Source organism: Thalassolituus sp. LLYu03, assembly GCF_050507655.1.
Taxonomy (GTDB): Bacteria; Pseudomonadota; Gammaproteobacteria; order Pseudomonadales; family Oceanobacteraceae; genus Venatoribacter.
In genome coordinates, this window is the sequence record NZ_CP191496.1 from 2,184,538 (window position 1) to 2,205,250 (window position 20,713).

Below are 20,713 nucleotides of genomic sequence, written 5' to 3' on the forward strand. Positions count from 1 at the left end.
ATCCCTGATCGCATCATTTATAAAGGAAGTTATTACTATGAAAAGGAACGCCGGAGTCTGCGCCGTATTTATGTCAGTTCTGTTAACGGCCTGTGGCGGTAGCGAAAAATCAGCGACGGTCTATCCGGCGCAGGTAATTTTTCAGAGTATAAGCGCGGAAATAACACCCGATTCCGTCAGCGTGACACAGCCACAATATTTTGCCGGTAATGATCGTCAAGTTGTAAAACTGGAGCGCCACACCCTGATGGACAGCCACGGCAATCAGGCTCAGACCGTTGAGATCTGCAACGGAACCCTGGTCACAATCTGCAAAAAGCAGCTGCAGCTGGATGGCAGCATCGCTGATAACACAAGCGTCTACGTCAGCGTAAACCACGAACTCTGGCAGCAACAAACCGCGAGTCTCACCATCGATGTCTTCCCCACACTCAACAGTCCTTTGGACGACGAGGTTTACAATGCTGGCGAATCTATCAATCTGCTGTGGGATGATCAGAACAATGAGTCTGCAACCGGGTTTTATCTGTCAGGTTGCGGATATTCCCTTTCAGGCGAGCCATACGGTGAGTTTTTTGAACTGGAATCCGGTGTAAAGTCCTACGCACTCGACACTGCGGACATCAGCAATTTACCTTGCACACTGGTTATTCGCCTGCAGAAAGAACTCAGCGGCCATATCAGCAGCGCCTTTGCCGGAGGCTCTTTTATTGCCAGTATCGTCAGCGCACCGCGCTCTGTGATCATTCAATAGTCTTCCTACGCCAGACGGCTTCTGCCCTCATAAAAATATCAGGATGAACCGACACAGCGAAGGTCATCCTGATATTTTCTGGCGATTTCAGCGTGCGGCCTCACCATTCAGCGTTATCAGCAGACGGCGGCTGCCGCCATGATCTCGGTGCTCGCACAGATAAATGCCCTGCCAGGTGCCAAGGTTCAGACGGCCGGCTGTCAGCGGTATGGTCAGCGAGGGGCCTAATAAACTGGATTTAATGTGGGCGGGTAAATCGTCACTGCCTTCCAGCGTGTGCTGATAAAACGGCTGATCTTCCGGCACCAGACGGTTAAACACAGATTCGAAATCCGCACGCACGGTCGGGTCCGCGTTTTCATTGATGGTCAGCGACGCTGAGGTGTGCTGAATAAAAATATGCACCAGTCCAACAGCAAACTGCTGAAGCTCCGGCAGCTGACGCACTATCTCGTCGGTGATCAGGTGAAAACCGCGGGTGCGCGGTTTAAGACGGAGTTCTTTCTGTATCCACATATTGGCCCCTCCAGCGGAAGGGCTATTGTAGCGCCGGGCGGCGTATCAGACGACCCGGGTCATACAGACCCGGCGACGGACTCACGAAACGCACAAAAAAGAAATGCGTTTAAAAGAAGGACTTCATTGGCACCGAACACCAGCTGCGGCCCGAGCACATGGCTTTCACCCACAGGCGGTGCATGCGGGTATTGGTATGGCGTTCGAGGGGTTTCATGGCTTCCAGTTTGCCGAGTACCGCCACCGACGGATACACCACCGGCGTGTCGAGCACATCTTTATCGACGTACGGCAACGCACTCTGCATGGCGGTCGGATACGCCAGATAGCTGGAATTACGCGCGGCAATCTGAGCTTCCATCATAAAGCGCACAAAGCGGTAGGCCATTTCTGTGTGCTGGCTGTTGGCCGGGATGGACATAATATCGATCCACATGGCGGCACCTTCGTCGGGAATGACGTAGGTCAGCGCTTCGTCACCGTCGATTTCGCCGAGAATATCGCCGGAATAACCCACCACCAGACACACCTTGTGCGCCTTCAGATCGTCACGATACTGCGTGGTGTGCAGGTATTTCACATCCGCCAGCGCTTCTTTAATCAGCTCACCGGCCTGATCAATCTGGGCTTCGTCCTGCGTATTCACGGAATAACCCAAATAGCGCAGTGCCGCGGCGAAGATTTCATCGCGCTCGTTCAGCAGCGCAATACCGCAGGACGCCACTTTGCTGCGCAGCTCGCTGTTAAACAGCAGCGCCCAGGTGTGTTCTTTTTCGGCAATACCCAGACGCTGCATCTCCGCTTTATTCACGCCCATGCCGGTGGTGCCCCACATGTAGGGAATGCCGTGCACACCGCCGGTGTCCTGCTGATTGTATTCGGCCATGATGTCACTGCGCAGATTGCGGTAATCCGGCAATTTTGAGGTATCCAGCGGCCGGATCAGATTGGCCTCGGCCAGACGGCGCACGATACGCGAGGCAGGAAAGATAACGTCGTACTGATTTTTGGGATTAAAAAATAAGGTTCCGAATTCGTCGACGCTGTTATATTCCACGTATTCGACGGTTACGTTATTTTTCTGTTCAAATTCTTTGATGACATCCGGGTCGATATAGTCGCCCCAGTTCAGAACCCGCAGGGTTTCACCCGCCCACGCTGAGCTGCCTGTCCACAATACCAGACACGCAACCAGCAGCCGGGACATACGCCAGGCGACCATAATATTCTCCACTGAAATCGGTATTGCAGCGGATTATCGGGGGCTTGCCTGAGTGGAAAACATATCCCTTTAGGGATAGACAAAGTGGACCAGCGGATCGCCGGTCCGGCAGGTGCTGACCAGTGCCTCAGTGGTGGCGGGTCAGTTTGTCGAGATAGCCCATGGCGAACGCCGACAGCACGAAGGTCAGGTGAATGATCACGTACCACATGATTTTTTCGTTATCGATGGCTGCCACATTCATAAACACCTTCAGCAGGTGAATGGACGAAATCGCCACGATTGAGGCCGCCACTTTATTTTTCAGGCTGCCGGCGTCGAGCTTGCCCAGCCAGCCCAGTTTTTCGCTGTCGCCGTCCACATCCAGCTTGGACACAAAGTTCTCATAGCCCGAGAACATCACCATCACAATCAGGCCGCCCACCAGCGTGATGTCGATTAACGACAGCACCACCAGCACCAGGTCCACCTCGGCGGTGCCGAGAATACCCGGCATAATGTGAAACACTTCCTGAAAGAATTTAATCGCCAGCAGAATCAGCAGCAGGCTCATGCCCAGATAAATAGGCGCCATGATCCAGCGTGATGCGTACATGATGCGTTCGAACATTTTTTCCAGCATAAAAAACCTTTGAATGTTAACAATTGGCTAAAGAAAAGCGGGTTAAAAACCCGCTCGTCTGTGTGATGTGTTCAGCGCATCGGCGGCATACCGCCGCCAAACGGACCGCCACCACCACCGAACGGGCCGCCCGGACCACCCATAGAGCCCATGGCGCGCATCATCTTGCGCATGCCACCTTTGGCGGTCACTTTCTTCATCATTTTCTGCATTTGCGAATGCTGTTTCAGTACGCGGTTGACGTCCTGAATCTGAGTGCCGGAACCGGCCGCAATACGCTTCTTACGCGAGCCGTTGATTTTGTCCGGGAAGTGACGCTCTTCGCGCGTCATCGAGAAAATAATGGCTTCCATCTGCTTGAACTGTTTCTCGGCAGCGTCAGTCTGCTTGGCCATCTGCCCCAGATTGCCCATACCCGGCAGTTTTTCCAGCATGGAGGTCAAGCCGCCCATGTTTTTCATCTGCTGGATCTGGTCGAGGAAATCCTCAAGGTCAAAGCCTTTACCGGTTTTGATCTTCTTCGCCAGCTTGTCGGCTTTTTCTTTGTCGATGGTGCGCTCGGCCTGCTCGATCAGCGACAGCACGTCACCCAGGTCGAGAATACGGGACGCCACACGATCCGGATGGAATGGTTCCAGCGCATCGGTTTTTTCACCCATACCCATGAACTTGATCGGCTTGCCGGTGATGTGACGCACCGACAGTGCCGCACCACCACGGGCATCACCGTCGGCCTTGGTCAGCACCACACCGGTCAGCGGCAGGGCTTCGTTAAAGGCGCGGGCGGTATTGGCGGCATCCTGACCTGTCATGGCGTCGACCACGAACAGGGTTTCAATCGGCTTGATCGCAGCGTGCAGCGCTTTGATCTCGTCCATCATTTCATCGTCAACGGCCAGACGACCGGCGGTATCCACCAGCAGTACGTCCGCCGCCGCACGCCTGGCGGCATCAATGGCGCCACGGGCGATATCCAGCGGTTTCTGATCCGGGCTGGACGGGAAGAACAGCGCGCCGACGTCGTTGGCCAGGGTTTCCAGCTGTTTGATGGCCGCCGGACGGTAAACGTCAGCGGAAACCACCATCACCTTTTTCTTTTCGCGCTCGTGCAGGTACTTGGCCAGCTTACCCACTGTGGTGGTCTTACCGGCACCCTGCAGACCCGCCATCAGCACAATGGCCGGCGGCTGGGTGGCGAGATTCAGTTTCTCGTTGGCCTCGCCCATGACCTTCATCAGTTCTTCATGGACGATCTTCAGGAACACCTGACCCGGGTTCAGACTCTTCAGCACTTCGGTACCGATGGCGCGCTCTTTCACCTGTTCGGTGAAGGCTTTCACCACCGGCAGGGCCACGTCGGCCTCCAGCAGCGCCATACGCACTTCGCGTACGGTGTCTTTAATGTTGTCTTCGGTCAGTCTGGCCTGGCCGGTAATGCTCTTAAGGGCACGGCCAAGGCGGTCGGTAAGGCTCTCAAACATCGTGGATAACTCAAAACCGGATTCAAAATTTCGCCGCAGTATACCGTGTGCGTCATAACTCCCCAACCTTCCTGACAGGTGCTGACCATTTCCACACTTTTACCGGCCATGAGCATGTGCGAAACTGCGGCAGTTTTCCGAGGGATCGTCATGCTGTCATTTGTATTAGCCCTTCCTGTTGCTGCTTTCTATCTGTTCGCCGCCCTGCGCCAGTGGCAGGCCGTGACCGGCCGTCTGCCGTTGTCTCGTCTGACCGTGCTCACCTGCACCATGATCGGTGCCCTGCTGCATCTGGGTTACATCGGCGTCAGCATGCTCGGACGCGAGAACATCAACTTCGCCATGTTCGAAGTGGGCTCACTGATCAGCTGGGTGATGGTGCTGCTGATCCTGTTTTCCAGCTGGCGCAAGCCGGTCGACAACCTGCTGATCGGCCTGCTGCCGATGGCGGCGGCCGTGGTGCTGTGCGCCGCCATCGACGGCGAGTACTACCCGCTTCCACATTTAAGCTACGGTCTGGCCTGGCACATTCTGCTGTCGATTCTGGCCTACGCCGTATTCACCATCGCCGCCGTGCAGTCGGTGCTGCTGTATCTGCAGGATCTGGCCCTTAAAAAGCGTCAGACCAAGGGCATAGTGCAGGCCCTGCCGCCCCTGCAGACCATGGATTTGCTGCTGTTTGAAATGATCTGGCTGGGCATGATTCTGCTGACCGCGGCGTTCGCCATCGGCTGGCCGTTTGTGTCTGATCTGAAGGGCCAGCACCTGATTCACAAGGTGGTGTTTGCCAGCATTGGCTGGCTGGTGTTCGCCATCCTGCTCACCGGCCGTTACCGCTTCGGCTGGCGCGGCATTACGGCCAGCCGCTGGACCCTGATCGGTACCGGCTTTCTGGTGCTGTCGTACTTCGGCTCCAAATTCGTGCTGGAGATCCTGCTGCACCGCGCGGCCTGAGGCTGCGCGCTGTCAGCATGGCCATGAAACGCCACTTTTTCTGTTCCTTTGGCTGACTCTGCGAACAAACACCGGGCGATCCTGTGTCCACACGCCCGGCATGGTGTTGACACCCGGTCGTCTGGCCCTGTGCCATTGCCAGGTGTGCTCCATCATAGGGCCACGGCCAGCGCATGGAGTTGACACCCCGTCACACCGCCCTATGATGGCGGGGTGTTAGTTTTTACAGGACCCCGTCTTTGAGCGACGTTCCCTTAAGTGTGCTATTCGGCATACTCGTTCTTTTAATCATCTTCTCCGGATTCTTCTCCAGCTCGGAAACCGGCATGATGTCGTTAAACCGCTACCGGTTACGTCATCTGGCCAAGAGCAAGCACAAAGGCGCCATGCGCGCGTCCAAACTGCTGGAAAAACCAGACCGCCTGATCGGCACCATTCTGACCGGTAACAACCTGGTTAACTTTGCCGCAGCGGCACTTGCCACCATCATCAGTCAGCGCCTGTGGCCCGATAACCCCGATCTCGCCGTATTCGTGAACACCATTCTGTTCACCCTGATCGTTCTGATTTTCGCCGAACTAACCCCGAAAACGCTGGCCGCCATTGCGCCTGAAAAAATTGCGTTTCCGGTCAGCGGCCTGCTGCAGGGCATTCAGTGGCTGCTGCACCCGTTCGTGTGGTTTGTAAACACCATCGCCAACGGCCTGCTGCGCATGATCCGCGTGGATGTAAACAGCACCACCCCGGACAACCTCAGTACCGAAGAGCTGCGCACCATTGTGCGTGAAGCCGGCTCCATGATCCCCAAACGTCACCAGCACATGCTGATCAGTATTCTCGACCTCGAGAAAATGACCGTGAACGACATCATGGTGCCGCGTAACGAGATTGTCGGCCTCGACCTCGACGACGACCTGAGCAACATACTGCAGCAGCTGCGCACCACCCAGCACACCCGTCTGCCTGTCTACCGTGGCGACATCAACAACGTGGTGGGCGTGCTGCACACACGCAACATCAGCCGCTTCCTCAACTCGGGTGAACTGCTGAAAGAAGAGATTGAGAAAGTCGCGCGCGAGCCGTACTTCATTCCGGAAAGCACCCCGCTGCACACCCAGCTGTTCAACTTCCAGAAGAACAAGCGCCGCATCGCGCTGGTGGTGGACGAATACGGCGACATCGAAGGTATCTGTACCCTCGAGGATATCCTTGAGGAAATCGTCGGCGAGTTCACCACCGACGTGGTCGCTGCCGCCTCGCCGGACGTGCATCCGCAGGAAGACGGCAGCTTCATCGTCGACGGCGCCGCCTATGTGCGCGACGTGAACAAGACCATGAAGTGGAGCCTGCCGACCGATGGCCCGAAAACCATCAGCGGCCTGATCGTGGAATTCCTGGAGCACATTCCGGAAGCGCCTGTGTGTCTGCGTATGGGCGAATACCGCATCGAAATCCTGCAGATCAAAGACAACATCATCCGCGCTGCCAAGTTCACCATCGACCCGAACTTCCGCTACCCGGACTGATACTGCAGCACCCGGCAGACGGGCTCGGCCCGTCTGTCTTACCTGCCTTTCTTGCGCACAGCACCTTGAATTCCCGGCACAGCCTCTGCGCCAGCCGAACCCGGCTGACGGTCGCCGCCTGACACAAAAATCGCTACAATGCCGCCCTTCCATAGAGCAACCCGTAGCGAATTGTCATGACCGCACCGAACACTCGTAAAATTCTTGTAACCAGCGCCCTGCCGTATGCCAACGGTTCCATCCATATGGGGCACATGCTGGAATACATCCAGACCGATATCTGGGTACGCTTCCAGAAATCCCGTGGCCACGAGTGTTACTACGTGTGTGCTGACGACGCCCACGGCACCGCCATCATGCTGCGCGCCGAAAAAGAAGGCATCAGCGCCGAAGAACAGATCGCCCGCGTTAAAGCCGAACACGAAGCCGACTTCGCCGCCTTCCACGTAGGGTTCGACAACTTCCACAGCACCCACAGCGAAGAAAACCGCCTGCTGTCGGAAGAAATCTACAAAGCCTGCCGCGACAAAGGCCATATTGCCGTGCGCAAAATCAAGCAGCTGTACGACCCGGTAAAAGAGCTGTTTCTGGCAGACCGCTACATCAAAGGCGAATGCCCGAAATGCGGTGCTGCCGATCAATACGGCGACAACTGCGAAGTCTGTGGTGCCACCTACACCCCGGTGGAACTGAAAAATCCGTTCTCCACCATTTCCGGCGCGACTCCGGTAGAAAAAGAATCTGAGCACTATTTCTTTAAATTGCCGGATTTCCAGCAGTTCCTGAAAGAGTGGACCCGCTCCGGCACCCTGCAGGATGAAGTGGCCAACAAACTGGCCGAGTGGCTGGATTCCGGTCTGCAGGAATGGGACATTTCCCGCGATGCGCCGTACTTCGGTTTCGAAATTCCGGATGCACCGGGCAAATATTTCTACGTGTGGCTGGACGCACCGATCGGCTACATGGCCAGCTTTAAAAACCTGTGTGACAAGCGCGGCGATATCGACTTTAACGAATTCTGGAAAAAGGATTCCACCGCCGAGCTGTATCATTTTATCGGCAAGGACATCATCAATTTCCACGCCCTGTTCTGGCCATCCATGCTGACTGCGGCGGAATACCGCACGCCAACGGCGGTGAATGCGCACGGTTTTGTGACCGTTAACGGCGCCAAAATGTCGAAGTCTCGCGGCACCTTTATTAAGGCGCGTACCTTCCTCAATCACCTGAATCCGACCTACCTGCGCTACTACTTCGCGGCCAAACTGAGTTCCAGCGTCGACGACTTCGACCTGAACCTCGAAGACTTTGTGCTGCGTGTCAACGCCGATCTGGTCAACAAACTGGTGAACATCGCCTCGCGTACCGCCAACTTCGTATTCAAAGCCGGCGGCCAACTGAGCAGCACCTGTGCTGAACCCGAAATGCTGGCTGACTTCGTTAACGCCGGCGAGCAGATTGCCGACTATTACGAAGCGCGCGAATTTGGCCGCGCCATGAAAGAAATCATGGCTCTGGCCGACCGCGCCAACGAATACATTCAGGAAAAAGCCCCGTGGGCGATGAACAAAGAAGAAGGCCGCCAGCAGGAAGTACAGGAAGTGTGCACCGTTGCCCTTAACCTGTTCCGTCAGCTGGTAACTTATCTGGCCCCGGTGCTGCCGGAAATTGCCGAAAAAACCCAGGCCTTCCTCAATGTGGATTCACTCGACTGGGAAGCGCGCCGCACACCACTGCTGGCTCACACCATCAACAAGTTCGAGCCAATGCTGGCCCGTGCTGAAATGGACAAAGTGACTGCCATTCTGGAAGAAACCAAGGCAGAGCTGGCAAAAGAAATGGGCACACCTGTGGTCAGCGAAGCACCGGCAGCCAAAGCCGCTGAGAAAAAAGCCGAGAAAAAGGAAAAGGCCAAGGGCCCAGCTCTGCGCGAAGACGGTAACGAAGTGATTGCCGACACCATCGAATTTCCGGACTTTGCTAAAGTCGATCTGCGCATTGCGCGTATCGTCAAAGCCGAACACGTGGAAGGCGCGGAAAAACTGCTGCAACTGACCCTGGATATCGGTAACGGCGAAACCCGCAATGTCTTCTCTGGTATTAAATCCGCCTACAAACCGGAAGACCTGAACGGCAAACTGACCGTGATGGTCGCCAACCTGGCACCACGCAAAATGAAATTCGGCATGTCTGAAGGCATGGTGCTGGCAGCTGGTCCGGGCGGTGAAGATATCTTCCTGCTGGAGCCGCACGACGGCGCACAGCCGGGTATGCGCGTGATGTAAGCCAGATTCAGGTTCCGCGTGAAAAACAAAAAGCCGGCTGACAAGCCGGCTTTTTGCTTTTCAGTGACCGGAATTATTCGGGGCTCTGAACCTGAATTTCTACTTCGTAGTCAGCGGCACCGAGCACCCCGGCTATCCAGACAAAAACCTCAGATACCGAGGCGGGCACGGTATACGTCAGCGAAGCGCTAAGGGCCTCGCTGGTAAATTCATGCGTCAGCTCGTTTTCACCCTCTGAGAGAACATTGCTTTCATCGTCGGTCACAGAGACATAGAGCAACCCCGTAAAGCCGCTGTCCGCTTCTCCGGTTACGGTCACGACATCCCCCTCTGTGACAGACACCACGAAATAGTCATCTGCATCGGAGTCATCATAATCAACGGATCCTGCTATCAGACTATGAGCAACGCCGATTTCCTGCGCCGTGGCAGGAGTATCGTTGGGTTCAAGCTCACTGACGTCGACAGGCACACTAATCACCGGAGTAGAGATCCGTGCGACCGCAACCGAGCTGCTCGGGGATTCGGATGTCCAGATTTTCAGCCAGACCATAGTGAGGTTGTCGACCTCATACTCCATCTGCTCCCCGACACCAAGGCCTGCGTTATCAGAACAAGCCAGCTTATTGCCGTTAGTGTCGAAAAGCGCCATCTGATAGTCTTTGTCGTCCGGCACATCCATGGTAACCGTCAGCGGCTGCCCATCACTCACAACAAACTTCCAGACACCCAGCGCCTGATTGTGTGACAGATTCACATTCAGCGCAGCAAGAAAGGCCGCATCACGCCGGGCTTGCCCAAGGGAAACATCGTCACAGGTTTCATCCGACGTCGTAGCCGGCGTGGATGAATCGTCAGTGCCAAAACAGCCAGTCAGCGTTAAGGCGCTGAACACCAGAAGAATGAGTTTATTCATAATGACCTTTCAACTAGTCGGTAGGGGTTGCGCAGTGGTATTGATACATTTCGTCCTAGTAGACTAGTTGAAGTTTGTATAAAGGCGAGTGCGCCAACGAGCACCACAGCCAGACGCCAGCACCCATTAATAAATGGAAATAAGATTTCTCTGTATCCGATAGAAAGAGTTATAAATGCTGCCGTTCTCCAAACGGCAGCATTCCACTTGGCTGACAAACCCATGCCGGTTTAACGACGGAAGCGCCACCCGTGGGTGAAGGTATCGTCAGAATCAGCACCCGTGGCAAATTTCCAAGCGACAAAGAGCCCGTAGCCACCGGTCAGTTCTGAAGCCATAATGACGCCTGCGATCGCTAATGCCCCTGCACGAACACAGAGCCACGCCCTTGTCTGATACCCCTTCTTACTACATAGCCCCACGCTGCAACGAACCTCTGCAGATTCTGCATGTGGACGACGACCTGATCGTGGTCAATAAACCGGCGTTTCTCTACACAGTACCCGGCCGTGGCCCAGAGAATAGCGACTCGGTGATAACCCGTCTGCTACCGGACTACCCCGAAGCGGTGATCGTGCATCGGCTTGATCTGGACACCTCAGGCCTGCTGGTAGTCGCCCGCTCCGAACGCGCACGTCAGGTGCTGTCGCAGCAAATCCGCGACCGCCAGATGCAGAAAACGTATCAGGCCGTGGTATGGGGAATGGTTGAACAGGATCAGGGCGATATAAATATGCCCATCGCCAAAGACTGGAATGACCGCCCGCGCTGTAAAATCGATTACGACGAAGGCAAAGCCTCACTCACCCGCTTTCAGGTGATTGAGCGTAACGCAGAAAGCAACCGCACCCTGCTGTTACTGACGCCGGAAACCGGCCGCCAGCACCAGCTGCGCCTGCATTTAAAATCCATCGGCCATCCGATTTTAGGCTGTGATTTATACGCGCATGAACAAGCGCTTAATGCCACACCGCGTCTGATGCTGCACGCCTGTGGACTGGCGTTTCAGCACCCGGACGGCAGTATGGTGAGCTGGGATGAAAAGAATGAATGGGGGCTGGAGTAACGCCAAGCTAAGCGGCGTGCGAAGCACGTCCAAAGCTTGAGCGCCTTGTTATGCATTTCCTGTAACCAAGCCTATTGCATAGGCTATAAAACCAGTAACACTAAGGCCAGCCATGTAAATCGATATAAATGTGCCTACCAAGCCACCACCAATCAGTATAAGAGGTGTTTTCCAATTGAGAGCTACATCTTCTTCCAATGCATCCAGAGCCGATTGTGTAAGATATAGATACATTTTTTTGACTGAAAAAACAGCAAGTAAAATACCAACGACAGCGCCGATGATACTTCCGCTTAATTGAGAGAAAATAATTGCGCGATAAATAAGAATTGGACAACCTATAACGATAAGTAAGAGTCCAAGTATATACAGCAATCCGATAGTGAAATTTTTCAATTTAGCTTCCTATGCATAACAGCTTATTAGTGTGCGTGCGCACTTATCCCGAGGGACTCTTTCGAGAAACCCCACGTAACGTATTGAACAGCCTGAGAAATCTTCCATAACCCCAAAGTCCCTACCAGAAAAACGCGCACGCCTGTTATTTCCAGCAGGTCGCGCACATAAACTTGTAAACCAAGATTGTAAGCTATTGATTAATCTGACGTTTACATTACTACCCGCTGACAAAACGAGCAAGCACGAATGTAAAGCGTGCCCGATTTCTTGAAAATCCAGAAATATACTGTATACATAAACAGTATCACTTTACATTCGGAGGTCAGGATGGCAAAGAGCAAGTTTCTGACAGACGTGCGTGAATTCATGCGCCTCCACGGCTACAGCATCCGCACGGAACATACCTATATTTACTGGATCAGGTTCTATATACGCTTTCACCGCTTACAGCACCCCGTCAGCCTGGGGCCAGATCATGTTGTGATGTTCCTCAGCTTTCTTGCTAACCGCAGGGACGTTGCCATTAATACCCAGAAGATCGCACTGAATGCTCTGGCCTTTCTGTACAACAAGTACCTGAACCAGCCACTGGGAGATATCGGCTTTACCTTTGCCACACGCCCCCGGCACTTCCCCACGGTACTGTCACCTGCCGAAGTGGGGAAGATTCTGAGCGTCTGTGATAAACGCGACCAGCTCATATTCTCGCTGTTATTCGGTTGCGGACTGCGTATATCCGAATGCCTTCGTTTGCGCATTAAAGATTTTGATTTTTCCAATGGATCACTCACTGTATTCGACGGCAAGGGCGGAAAAGATCGGGTCACAATACTGCCACAAAGCCTGAAACCTTTGTGCGATGAGTTTTTCGAAAGAGCGCTTGCTCTGCAGACGAGTGACAATCAACAAGGCATTGGTCCATCCATTCCCGGTGCTCTCGGCAAAAAATACCCGTCTGCTTATCGGCAACCTGCGTGGATGTTTGCCTTCCCATCGGCAACCGTTTGCACTCACCCTTACACAAAAGTGATGTGCCGCCATCATTTGCATGACTCAGTGCCACGCAAAGCACTAAAGCAGGCGGTTCAGGATGCCGGTCTGAGTTCAAAACGAATAACCTACCATACCTTCCGTCACAGTTTCGCCACCGAGCTTTTACGCGCTGGCCGGGACATCCGCACAGTGCAGGAATTACTGGGGCATTTTGATGTGAAGACAACCCAAATCTACACCCATGTTATTGGTCAGCACTTCGCTGGCACGGCAAGCCCGTTGGATGCCATCCGGTACTATCACCAGCTCCACTGACAGCTCCAATAGCAGCTCCGTCACAAAACCCTGCCGCCCCAACTCACACGCAATGACCACCAATACATCACACAAACCTGACCAAGCAGTCAAACTGGTATCCCACTTGCTTAGTCTTTGCCGTATTTAACGGCCTGCCGCCCTTTCTTGCGGCAGCGAAGAGGAGATTGGGCTTGAATTTACCGGTTCAGCCGCTGGTTAGCGCTCACTGCGATGCACCACGCTGGAACGCGATGCTTCAATTAGTGGCACGCAAAACACCAAGAGGCACCAGATTGGTGCAATCCGAACATGTTGGCCCCCTCTATGTGCAGAAGCCGTTTTACCCGGAAGGGCCGGACTGCGCGCACATTTATCTGCTGCACCCACCCGGTGGCATGGTGTCGGGCGATACCCTCACCATTCATGTCACCAGCAGCGCAGGTGCCGGCACTCTGGTCACCACGCCGGGCGCCGGCCGTGTGTACCGCGCCCGCCCCGACCGTCTGCTGCAAAAACAACTGGTGAATTTAACCGTTGAAGCGGGTTCGTCGCTGGAGTGGATGCCACTGGAGACCATTTTGTTTCCGTCGTCGCGTGCGCAACTGGAAACCCGGGTCGATCTGCACGGCGATGCCCGCTTTATTGGCTGGGAAATTACCAGTCTGGGTTTACCGGCTAACCGCCAGACGTTAAATCACGACGGTGCCGACACCACCTTAAAACAAGGCCTGCGCATTTATAAAGATGGCCGCCTGCTGCTGAACGAGCGCCTGAATCTGCATCCGGATAATATGGAATTATTAACCGCCCGCGCTGGTTTTAAAGGCCTGCCGGTGCACGGTTTGATGGTCGCAGGCCCCTTCAGCCAGCCAATCGATGAAGACACCATGGCCAGATTGCAGGCCCTGTGCGACGACACATTGGCCGGCGTCAGCCTGAACGGTGCGTTTTTAACGCTGCGCACTTTAACCGACTGCAGCGAACGCGCCCGTCACTTATTAACCAAAGCCTGGGCAGAAATCCGCCCTTTGCTGCTCGACCGTCCGGCGTGCCCACCACGCATCTGGGCGACCTGACCTTATTGAATAATTGTTTTTAACCGATGTTGACCGAAACCGATTTTACGAGGGTGCCCGATGGAACTGCTGCCACGCGAAAAAGATAAACTGCTGATTTTTACCGCCGCCCTGCTGGCCGAGCGCCGCCTGAACCGTGGTCTGAAACTGAACTACCCGGAAGCCATGGCTTACATCACCATGGAAATTATGGAAGGTGCGCGCGATGGTAAAACCGTGGCCGAATTAATGAGCTATGGCAAAACCCTGCTCAGTGCTGATCAGGTCATGCCGGGCGTGCCGGAACTAATTCACGAAGTGCAGGTGGAAGCGACCTTCCCGGATGGGACCAAGCTGGTCACAGTTCACGAACCCATTGTGTAAAAACGATTGCGCTCAGAATCGCGGCGTTAAAGGCTTCTTCGATAGGCTCATGTATCCGGTTATACACTGCGCTATCTCATCAGCCTTTGCCTTGCCCTTCTGTCGCTCATGACGTTTTTACTGAATAAAAGGAGCAAGATTATGATTCCAGGTGAAATTTTCGTCGGCAGCGGCGACATCGTATTAAACGAAGGCCGAGAGACCATCACCCTGCGCGTGGAAAATACCGGCGACCGGCCGGTACAGGTGGGGTCGCATTACCATTTTTACGAAACCAATCCGGCGCTGTCGTTCGAGCGCGAAAAAACCCGTGGTTTCCGTCTGAATATTGCCTCTGGTACGGCGGTTCGTTTTGAACCGGGTCAGGGACGTGAAGTAGAACTGGTGGCCTACGCTGGCGACCGCACCGTCTACGGTTTCCGTGGCGATGTCATGGGCAAACTGTAAGGAGCGAATGATGACCACCAGCAATAAAACCATGGACAGAACCTCTTACGCGCAGATGTTTGGCCCGACCACGGGCGACAAAGTGCGTCTGGGCGATACCGAAATCATTATTCAGATCGAAAAAGACTTCACCACCTACGGCGACGAAGTGAAATTCGGTGGCGGTAAAGTGATCCGTGATGGCATGGGTCAGAGCCAGCGCAGCTGCGCCGAAACCGTGGATCTGGTGATTACCAATGCCGTGGTGCTTGATCACTGGGGCATTGTGAAAGCCGACGTCGGCGTTAAAAACGGCCGTATTTTTGCCGTGGGTAAAGCCGGTAACCCGGACGTGCAGGATAATATCGACATTATTATTGGCCCTGGTACCGAAGTCATTGCCGGTGAGGGTTCAATTCTGACCGCCGGCGGCATTGATGCGCACATTCACTTTATCTGCCCACAGCAGGTAGAAGAAGCCTTAATGAGCGGTGTTACCACCATGATCGGCGGTGGTACAGGTCCGGCCACGGGCACCAACGCCACCACCTGTACTTCAGGCCCGTGGTACATCGAAAAAATGCTGCAATCCACCGACGATATGCCAATGAACTTTGGTTTTCTCGGTAAAGGCAACGCCAGTCTGCCAGTCGGACTGGAAGAACAACTGGAAGCCGGTGCCTGCGGTTTAAAACTGCACGAGGACTGGGGTACTACTCCGGCCTCCATTGATTGCTGCTTAAGCGTGGCTGAAAAATACGACGTGCAGGTGGCGATTCACACCGACACCCTGAACGAATCGGGTTTTGTGGATGACACCATTGGTGCTTTTAAAGGCCGCGTTATTCACACCTATCACACCGAAGGTGCCGGTGGCGGTCACGCGCCGGATATTATCCGCGCCTGTGCTTACCCGAACGTATTGCCGTCGTCCACCAACCCGACGCGCCCGTACACGCGCAATACCGTGGACGAGCACCTGGATATGCTGATGGTGTGTCACCATCTCGACAGCTCCATTCCGGAAGACGTGGCCTTTGCAGATTCCCGTATCCGTAAAGAAACCATCGCCGCTGAAGATATTTTCCACGACCGTGGCGCCTTCAGTATGATTTCTTCCGACTCACAGGCCATGGGCCGTGTCGGCGAAGTGGTCACCCGCACCTGGCAGACCGCACACAAAATGAAAGTGCAGTTTGGTCTGTTAAAAGAAGACGAAAGCATTGGCGCCGATAACTTCCGTGCCCGTCGCTACATTGCCAAATACACCATTAACCCGGCCATTACCCATGGTATTTCCCACGAAGTGGGTTCCATTGAAAAAGGCAAACTGGCGGATCTGGTGCTGTGGAAACCGGCGTTTTTTGGTGCCAAGCCTAGCATGATTTTAAAAGGCGGCATGATTGCGGCAGCGCCTATGGGCGACCCGAATGCCTCCATTCCAACGCCACAACCTGTGCATTACCGCATGATGTTCGGCGCCTATGGCAAAGCCACCGCAGCAACCTGTGTGACCTTTGTGTCGGAAGCGGCGCTGAACAATAACATCGGCGAAAAATACGGCATTAAACGCAATCTGTCGGCCTGTAAAAATACCCGCAATATCACCAAGGCCGATATGATCCTGAACGACTGGATGCCGGTGGTGACTGTCGATCCGCAAACTTATGAAGTGCGCGCCGACGGTGAATTGCTGACCTGTGAGCCAGCCACTGAACTGCCACTGGCACAACTGTATAACCTGTTTTAAGGAAAGCCTTATGCTTGAAGTGTATGAGCGTTTGGGCACGCATTGCCACGACCCAGTGTACTGCACTGTGGTGGTGGATTATGAAAAACGCGACCGCGGCCGCCTGCGCCTGACCAGTACCGACGGCGAAGAAGTACGTCTGTTTCTGGAGCGTGGTAAGCCATTAATTGTCGGCGAATATTTAAAAGCCAGCGACGGTCGTATTGTGCGCGTGGAAGGTGCTGTAGAAGACGTTGCTCACGCCAGCTGCGACAACTGGAATACCTTCGCCAAGGCCTGTTATCACCTGGGTAACCGCCACGTAAAAGTGGAAGTGGGTGAACGCTGGCTGCGCATTAAACCCGACCATGTGCTGGAAGATATGCTGCACCAGCTGGGCCTGATCGTCAGCCACGAACAGGCGGTGTTTGTGCCGGAATCCGGTGCTTATGCCGGTGGTCATCACCATCATGCGGATCATGATCATGCACACGATCATGGGCATTCGCATAGCCATTCACATGATCATGGGCAGGGACACTCGCACGACCATGCACATGATCATGGGCACGGCCATTCGCACAACCATGATCACGGGCACGATCATAAACACGGTCATTCCCATGGCCATTCGCACGGCGACGGGCATCATGACCACTGATGCGCTGAGCGCCCTGACCACACCCGGACTGCTGCGCCTGCTGCAGCTGTCCAGCGTCAGCCTGCCGGTGGGCGGTTTCGCCTTTTCGCAGGGGCTGGAATACGCCGTGGAAAAAGGCTGGGTCTGCAATATGGCGCAAACCCGTGAGTGGATTGCGCTGCAACTGCACGAAACTCAGGCACTGATTGATTTACCGGTTTTAAAAGGCGCCATGCAGGCAGCCGCTGCGGCGGATGAACAGCGCTGGGGCGAATGGAACGATTTAATTCTGGCCAGCCGCGAAACCCGCGAGTTGCGTTTAACCGATACCGCCATGGGCGAAGCTCTGGTGCGTCTGTTAAAAAGTCTGGACGTACCCTTACCGGCCTACGCCAGAAACGCCGAAGGCGATGTCAGCTTTGTGGCTTTATACGCCTGGCCTGCTGTGCATTGGCAGATTCCGTTCCACGCTGCGGCAACGGGCCTGACGTTCGCCTGGCTGGAAAACCAGATTGCCGCCGCCACGAAACTGGTGCCGCTGGGACAAACCCAGGCGCAGCAATTATTAAGTGATTTGCAGACGCTGATTCCGCAGACCATAACCACAGCAAACGATGTGGATGAAGCGGATATCGGTGGTTCGTTGCCCATGCTGGCGATTGCCAGTGCGAAACATGAGACTCAGTACACCCGGCTTTTTCGCTCATGATGGCTATTTGCGTTGTTCTGACGTTGTTAAAAATAAGCTCAGGATGCTCATGTAGGCTGACTACACTGCGCTCTTTCGCTTATTTTTGCCGCGTCATAACGTCCTCAATAACGCCATCATTACGGCTGAAGCTGCACGAATTTACAGACAGAAAACAGAATTTCCGGAGACAAAAGACATGAAAAAACAAACTCTGCGCGTCGGTGTCGGCGGCCCGGTAGGTTCCGGTAAAACCGCCCTGCTGCGTTCGCTGTGCACCGCCATGCGCGATCACTACAACGTCGCTGTAGTCACCAACGATATTTACACCAAAGAAGACGCGGAATTTCTGACCCGCAATGAAGCCCTGCCGGCTGACCGCATTATGGGCGTGGAAACCGGTGGTTGTCCGCACACCGCCATCCGTGAAGATGCGTCCATGAATCTCGCTGCCATTGATGAGCTGATGAAACGTCACGAAGGTCTGGATCTGATTTTTGTGGAAAGCGGCGGTGATAACCTGAGCGCCACGTTCAGCCCGGAGTTATCCGACCTGACCATTTACGTGATCGACGTATCCGCCGGCGACAAAATTCCGCGTAAAGGCGGCCCGGGCATTACCCGTTCTGACCTGCTGGTGATTAATAAAACCGATCTGGCCCCTCTGGTAGGCGCCGATCTGGGTGTGATGGACCGCGATGCCAAGAAAATGCGTGGCGAACGCCAGTTTGTGTTTTCTAACCTGAAAAAGGCAGAAGGTCTGGACGATATTATTCGTTTTATTGTGACGGAAGGGATGCTGGAGCAGAAAGCTATGCCACCAGCACAAGCGGTCGTCTGATCTGAGCTATTGCGCTTGCTGATGCGGCGTTAAAAATACCTTCGGGATGCTCATGTAGGAAAACTACACTCCGCTCCCTCAGCTGTTTTTGCCTTGCCTCAGCGGCGCTCATAACGCTCAGATGAATGTCGGATGTCGGAAAAATATTTAAACGCCTCACGCTGCAACCAGCGTCAGGCTTCACGCTTTAAAAACCTCCCCAAGGAGACTGTTATGAAAAAAGCCCTGATCACCGCCGCTGCCCTGCTGCTGCCTGCGGCTGCTATGGCACACACCGGCCACGAAACCTCTGGTTTTGCTGCTGGCGTTGCCCACCCATTCACCGGTCTGGATCACCTGCTGGCGATGCTGGCCGTCGGTCTGTGGTCGGCGCGTCAGTCGGGCGCCGCGCGCTGGGCCACGCCGCTGGCGTTTGTGCTGATGATGGCTGTTGGTGCCGTGACCGGTACTACCGCCTTTGAACTGCCGCTGACCGAAGCCATGATCGCCGCCTCTGTGGTGGTGTTTGGTGCCCTGATCGCTTTCAACCTGAAAAAAGGCGCGGATGCCGGTGTTGCTCTGGCCGGTGTTTTTGCTTTCTTCCACGGTTTTGCCCACGGCGCTGAAATGCCAGCCATGAGCACACTGGCCACCTACGGCGCAGGCTTTATGCTGGCCACTGCCGTTCTGCACGCGGCGGGTTACCTGCTGGCTTCGTTCGGTCACAGCAAAGCGGCGGATATCAGCCGTCGCAGTGCCGGTGCCGCTATTGCGCTGGCCGGTGTGGCACTGGGCGTCGCCTGATCGTTCGCAGCAGGCTGGAGTACCGTCAGCCTGCTGCTCTTTCTTCTTTCTACGGTCTGCCTTTTCGTTCTCCCTCTTTTGCCCACCGGTTTCACCTTCGCCTGCCAGCGTTCGGGCAGCGCGTTGACCTGAGGTTCTTCTGTCCCGGCGATCAGTCCGTTGTCAGGCATCAGCCTTAATACCGGTTTGCGGAATACCCCGTTCCGGCACAGGTGCAGCACAGTGTTCGTTCCTTGCGTATACTGTGGCAATCCGGACAATCAAGACCTGCTATGACTCAGAACACCGCCACCGGCGTGGCTTCCACCGTTTCTAACGGCATTGCCGCCAGCACCATTCCTGCCGATTTTGTTTTCCTCGATGAGGCCATCAGCGGCCTGCAGATCGAACTCAAATACGCCACCACCGATAATTTTGTCGGCGCGGTTATTCCGGGCTATGAGCAGGCGCGCGCCGTGACCACACGCGCAGCAGCGGCGGCTTTGTCCGGCGTGCAGGAACAGCTGAAAGGTCTGGGGCTTGGGCTTAAGATTTTCGACGCTTACCGCCCGCAGCGGTCGGTGAATTTCTTTGTACACTGGGCAGACGATGCCAGCGACACCCGCCAGAAGGCACTGTTTTATCCGGCACTGGATAAAGACAGTCTGATTCCCAACGGCTATCTGGCGCCGCAGTCGGGCCATTCGCGCGGCAGTACGGTGGACGTCACCTTAGTGCGCCTGTCCGACGGCAGCGAACTGGATATGGGCACCCGTTTTGATTTTTTCGGCCCGCAGTCGTGGACCCATTTTTCCGGCATCAGCCGGGCGCAGCAGCAGAACCGCCAGCTGCTGCAGAAAGTGATGGCCAGCCACGGCTTTACCGGTGTGAAGGAAGAATGGTGGCACTTCACGCTGAAAAACGAACCCTATCCTGAAACCGCCTTCGATTTTATCGCCGCCTGAGCACCTCAGGCGGATTGCCCCTACCCTCCGGCATTCAAACGTCCATTACGCCCGCAGCGGTCAATCCGTATTTTCCGCACATCAGATGCCAGTAACCCGCAGCCTTGACCCAGCGCAGCGAAAGGCACAATTGCGGTTTATGCTGTTGGTATCGGTGGCCACGAACGGTATGGTGTGCCGTCGCAAAAGCCC

General features: G+C 54.9%; 20 protein-coding genes and 1 pseudogene. 15 read left to right on the forward strand and 6 right to left on the reverse strand.

From position 1 onward, the window contains the following. The first annotated feature begins 37 nt into the window (after window positions 1-37). A complete protein-coding gene (locus ACQUQU_RS09920; protein WP_430459521.1) occupies window positions 38-754 on the forward strand; it encodes a hypothetical protein in 717 nt (238 codons plus the stop codon). Window positions 755-841: 87 nt separating this feature from the next. Here ACQUQU_RS09920 and ACQUQU_RS09925 read toward each other — a convergent pair whose 3' ends face one another. From ACQUQU_RS09925 to ffh, 4 genes are all read right to left on the reverse strand, one after another. Beyond that, entirely contained in the window at window positions 842-1,270 is a 429-nt protein-coding gene (locus ACQUQU_RS09925) for a secondary thiamine-phosphate synthase enzyme YjbQ (protein ID WP_430459522.1), read from the reverse strand. 109 nt (window positions 1,271-1,379) lie between these two features. Next, window positions 1,380-2,492, reverse strand: coding sequence for an ABC transporter substrate-binding protein (locus tag ACQUQU_RS09930; RefSeq protein ID WP_430459523.1), 1,113 nt, complete (start codon window positions 2,490-2,492; stop codon window positions 1,380-1,382). Between the two features lie 127 nt (window positions 2,493-2,619). Further along, window positions 2,620-3,114, reverse strand: coding sequence for a TIGR00645 family protein (locus ACQUQU_RS09935; protein WP_430459524.1), 495 nt, complete (start codon window positions 3,112-3,114; stop codon window positions 2,620-2,622). Window positions 3,115-3,185: 71 nt separating this feature from the next. After that, the gene (ffh, locus tag ACQUQU_RS09940; protein ID WP_430459525.1) at window positions 3,186-4,595 is read right to left on the reverse strand and encodes a signal recognition particle protein; all 1,410 of its coding nucleotides are present in this window, start codon (window positions 4,593-4,595) and stop codon (window positions 3,186-3,188) included. A gap of 150 nt (window positions 4,596-4,745) precedes the next feature. On the opposite strand from ffh, the gene ACQUQU_RS09945 reads away from it, so the two are divergent. From ACQUQU_RS09945 to metG, 3 genes are all read left to right on the forward strand, one after another. Beyond that, on the forward strand, window positions 4,746-5,549 hold the full coding sequence (locus tag ACQUQU_RS09945; RefSeq protein WP_430459526.1) for a cytochrome C assembly family protein: 804 nt from the start codon (window positions 4,746-4,748) through the stop codon (window positions 5,547-5,549). Between the two features lie 239 nt (window positions 5,550-5,788). Beyond that, window positions 5,789-7,075 (forward strand): HlyC/CorC family transporter, encoded by a 1,287-nt coding sequence (locus ACQUQU_RS09950; RefSeq protein WP_430459527.1) that lies wholly within the window; start codon window positions 5,789-5,791, stop codon window positions 7,073-7,075. A gap of 176 nt (window positions 7,076-7,251) precedes the next feature. Continuing rightward, window positions 7,252-9,360, forward strand: coding sequence for a methionine--tRNA ligase (metG, locus tag ACQUQU_RS09955; protein ID WP_430459528.1), 2,109 nt, complete (start codon window positions 7,252-7,254; stop codon window positions 9,358-9,360). 73 nt (window positions 9,361-9,433) lie between these two features. Here metG and ACQUQU_RS09960 read toward each other — a convergent pair whose 3' ends face one another. Then, on the reverse strand, window positions 9,434-10,276 hold the full coding sequence (locus ACQUQU_RS09960; RefSeq protein ID WP_430459529.1) for a hypothetical protein: 843 nt from the start codon (window positions 10,274-10,276) through the stop codon (window positions 9,434-9,436). 388 nt (window positions 10,277-10,664) lie between these two features. On the opposite strand from ACQUQU_RS09960, the gene ACQUQU_RS09965 reads away from it, so the two are divergent. Then, on the forward strand, window positions 10,665-11,342 hold the full coding sequence (locus ACQUQU_RS09965; RefSeq protein ID WP_430459530.1) for an RluA family pseudouridine synthase: 678 nt from the start codon (window positions 10,665-10,667) through the stop codon (window positions 11,340-11,342). A gap of 48 nt (window positions 11,343-11,390) precedes the next feature. On the opposite strand, the gene ACQUQU_RS09970 is transcribed toward ACQUQU_RS09965, so the two are convergent. Continuing rightward, a complete protein-coding gene (locus ACQUQU_RS09970) occupies window positions 11,391-11,738 on the reverse strand; it encodes a hypothetical protein (RefSeq protein ID WP_430459531.1) in 348 nt (115 codons plus the stop codon). A gap of 330 nt (window positions 11,739-12,068) precedes the next feature. Between ACQUQU_RS09970 and ACQUQU_RS09975 the strand changes: the two genes are divergently transcribed. The 10 genes and pseudogenes from ACQUQU_RS09975 (at window position 12,069) to ACQUQU_RS10020 (ending at window position 20,521) form a co-directional block, all read left to right on the forward strand. Then, window positions 12,069-13,049 carry an integron integrase gene (locus ACQUQU_RS09975; RefSeq protein ID WP_430459532.1) on the forward strand — a complete coding sequence of 327 codons (981 nt, stop codon included), beginning with the start codon at window positions 12,069-12,071 and terminating at the stop codon, window positions 13,047-13,049. A gap of 278 nt (window positions 13,050-13,327) precedes the next feature. Further along, window positions 13,328-14,107 (forward strand): urease accessory protein UreD, encoded by a 780-nt coding sequence (locus ACQUQU_RS09980; RefSeq protein WP_430459533.1) that lies wholly within the window; start codon window positions 13,328-13,330, stop codon window positions 14,105-14,107. Between the two features lie 60 nt (window positions 14,108-14,167). Beyond that, complete coding sequence (locus ACQUQU_RS09985; RefSeq protein ID WP_430459534.1) at window positions 14,168-14,470, forward strand: urease subunit gamma; 303 nt, start codon at window positions 14,168-14,170, stop codon at window positions 14,468-14,470. A gap of 141 nt (window positions 14,471-14,611) precedes the next feature. Further along, window positions 14,612-14,917: an urease subunit beta gene (locus ACQUQU_RS09990; RefSeq protein WP_430459535.1), complete on the forward strand. Its 306-nt coding sequence runs from the start codon at window positions 14,612-14,614 to the stop codon at window positions 14,915-14,917. Window positions 14,918-14,927: 10 nt separating this feature from the next. Continuing rightward, window positions 14,928-16,646 carry an urease subunit alpha gene (gene ureC / locus ACQUQU_RS09995; RefSeq protein WP_430459536.1) on the forward strand — a complete coding sequence of 573 codons (1,719 nt, stop codon included), beginning with the start codon at window positions 14,928-14,930 and terminating at the stop codon, window positions 16,644-16,646. Between the two features lie 10 nt (window positions 16,647-16,656). Beyond that, a pseudogene (gene ureE, locus ACQUQU_RS10000) lies at window positions 16,657-17,097 on the forward strand (urease accessory protein UreE); the annotation flags it as partial. A gap of 151 nt (window positions 17,098-17,248) precedes the next feature. Further along, window positions 17,249-17,974: an urease accessory protein UreF gene (locus tag ACQUQU_RS10005; protein WP_430459537.1), complete on the forward strand. Its 726-nt coding sequence runs from the start codon at window positions 17,249-17,251 to the stop codon at window positions 17,972-17,974. Between the two features lie 178 nt (window positions 17,975-18,152). Then, complete coding sequence (gene ureG, locus ACQUQU_RS10010; protein ID WP_430459538.1) at window positions 18,153-18,794, forward strand: urease accessory protein UreG; 642 nt, start codon at window positions 18,153-18,155, stop codon at window positions 18,792-18,794. Between the two features lie 213 nt (window positions 18,795-19,007). Continuing rightward, on the forward strand, window positions 19,008-19,577 hold the full coding sequence (locus ACQUQU_RS10015; RefSeq protein ID WP_430459539.1) for a HupE/UreJ family protein: 570 nt from the start codon (window positions 19,008-19,010) through the stop codon (window positions 19,575-19,577). A 272-nt stretch (window positions 19,578-19,849) separates the two neighbouring features. After that, complete coding sequence (locus ACQUQU_RS10020; protein WP_430459540.1) at window positions 19,850-20,521, forward strand: M15 family metallopeptidase; 672 nt, start codon at window positions 19,850-19,852, stop codon at window positions 20,519-20,521. Window positions 20,522-20,713: the final 192 nt, after the last annotated feature.

Coding starts and splice junctions, on each gene's coding strand:
- ACQUQU_RS09920 (WP_430459521.1), top strand. CDS start 38: ATGAAAAGGAACGCCGGAGTCTGCGCCGTATTTATGTCAGTTCTGTTA.
- ACQUQU_RS09925 (WP_430459522.1), bottom strand. CDS start 1,270: ATGTGGATACAGAAAGAACTCCGTCTTAAACCGCGCACCCGCGGTTTT.
- ACQUQU_RS09930 (WP_430459523.1), bottom strand. CDS start 2,492: ATGGTCGCCTGGCGTATGTCCCGGCTGCTGGTTGCGTGTCTGGTATTG.
- ACQUQU_RS09935 (WP_430459524.1), bottom strand. CDS start 3,114: ATGCTGGAAAAAATGTTCGAACGCATCATGTACGCATCACGCTGGATC.
- ffh (WP_430459525.1), bottom strand. CDS start 4,595: ATGTTTGAGAGCCTTACCGACCGCCTTGGCCGTGCCCTTAAGAGCATT.
- ACQUQU_RS09945 (WP_430459526.1), top strand. CDS start 4,746: ATGCTGTCATTTGTATTAGCCCTTCCTGTTGCTGCTTTCTATCTGTTC.
- metG (WP_430459528.1), top strand. CDS start 7,252: ATGACCGCACCGAACACTCGTAAAATTCTTGTAACCAGCGCCCTGCCG.
- ACQUQU_RS09960 (WP_430459529.1), bottom strand. CDS start 10,276: ATGAATAAACTCATTCTTCTGGTGTTCAGCGCCTTAACGCTGACTGGC.
- ACQUQU_RS09975 (WP_430459532.1), top strand. CDS start 12,069: ATGGCAAAGAGCAAGTTTCTGACAGACGTGCGTGAATTCATGCGCCTC.
- ACQUQU_RS09985 (WP_430459534.1), top strand. CDS start 14,168: ATGGAACTGCTGCCACGCGAAAAAGATAAACTGCTGATTTTTACCGCC.
- ACQUQU_RS09990 (WP_430459535.1), top strand. CDS start 14,612: ATGATTCCAGGTGAAATTTTCGTCGGCAGCGGCGACATCGTATTAAAC.
- ureC (WP_430459536.1), top strand. CDS start 14,928: ATGACCACCAGCAATAAAACCATGGACAGAACCTCTTACGCGCAGATG.
- ACQUQU_RS10005 (WP_430459537.1), top strand. CDS start 17,249: ATGGCCATTCGCACGGCGACGGGCATCATGACCACTGATGCGCTGAGC.
- ureG (WP_430459538.1), top strand. CDS start 18,153: ATGAAAAAACAAACTCTGCGCGTCGGTGTCGGCGGCCCGGTAGGTTCC.
- ACQUQU_RS10015 (WP_430459539.1), top strand. CDS start 19,008: ATGAAAAAAGCCCTGATCACCGCCGCTGCCCTGCTGCTGCCTGCGGCT.
- ACQUQU_RS10020 (WP_430459540.1), top strand. CDS start 19,850: ATGACTCAGAACACCGCCACCGGCGTGGCTTCCACCGTTTCTAACGGC.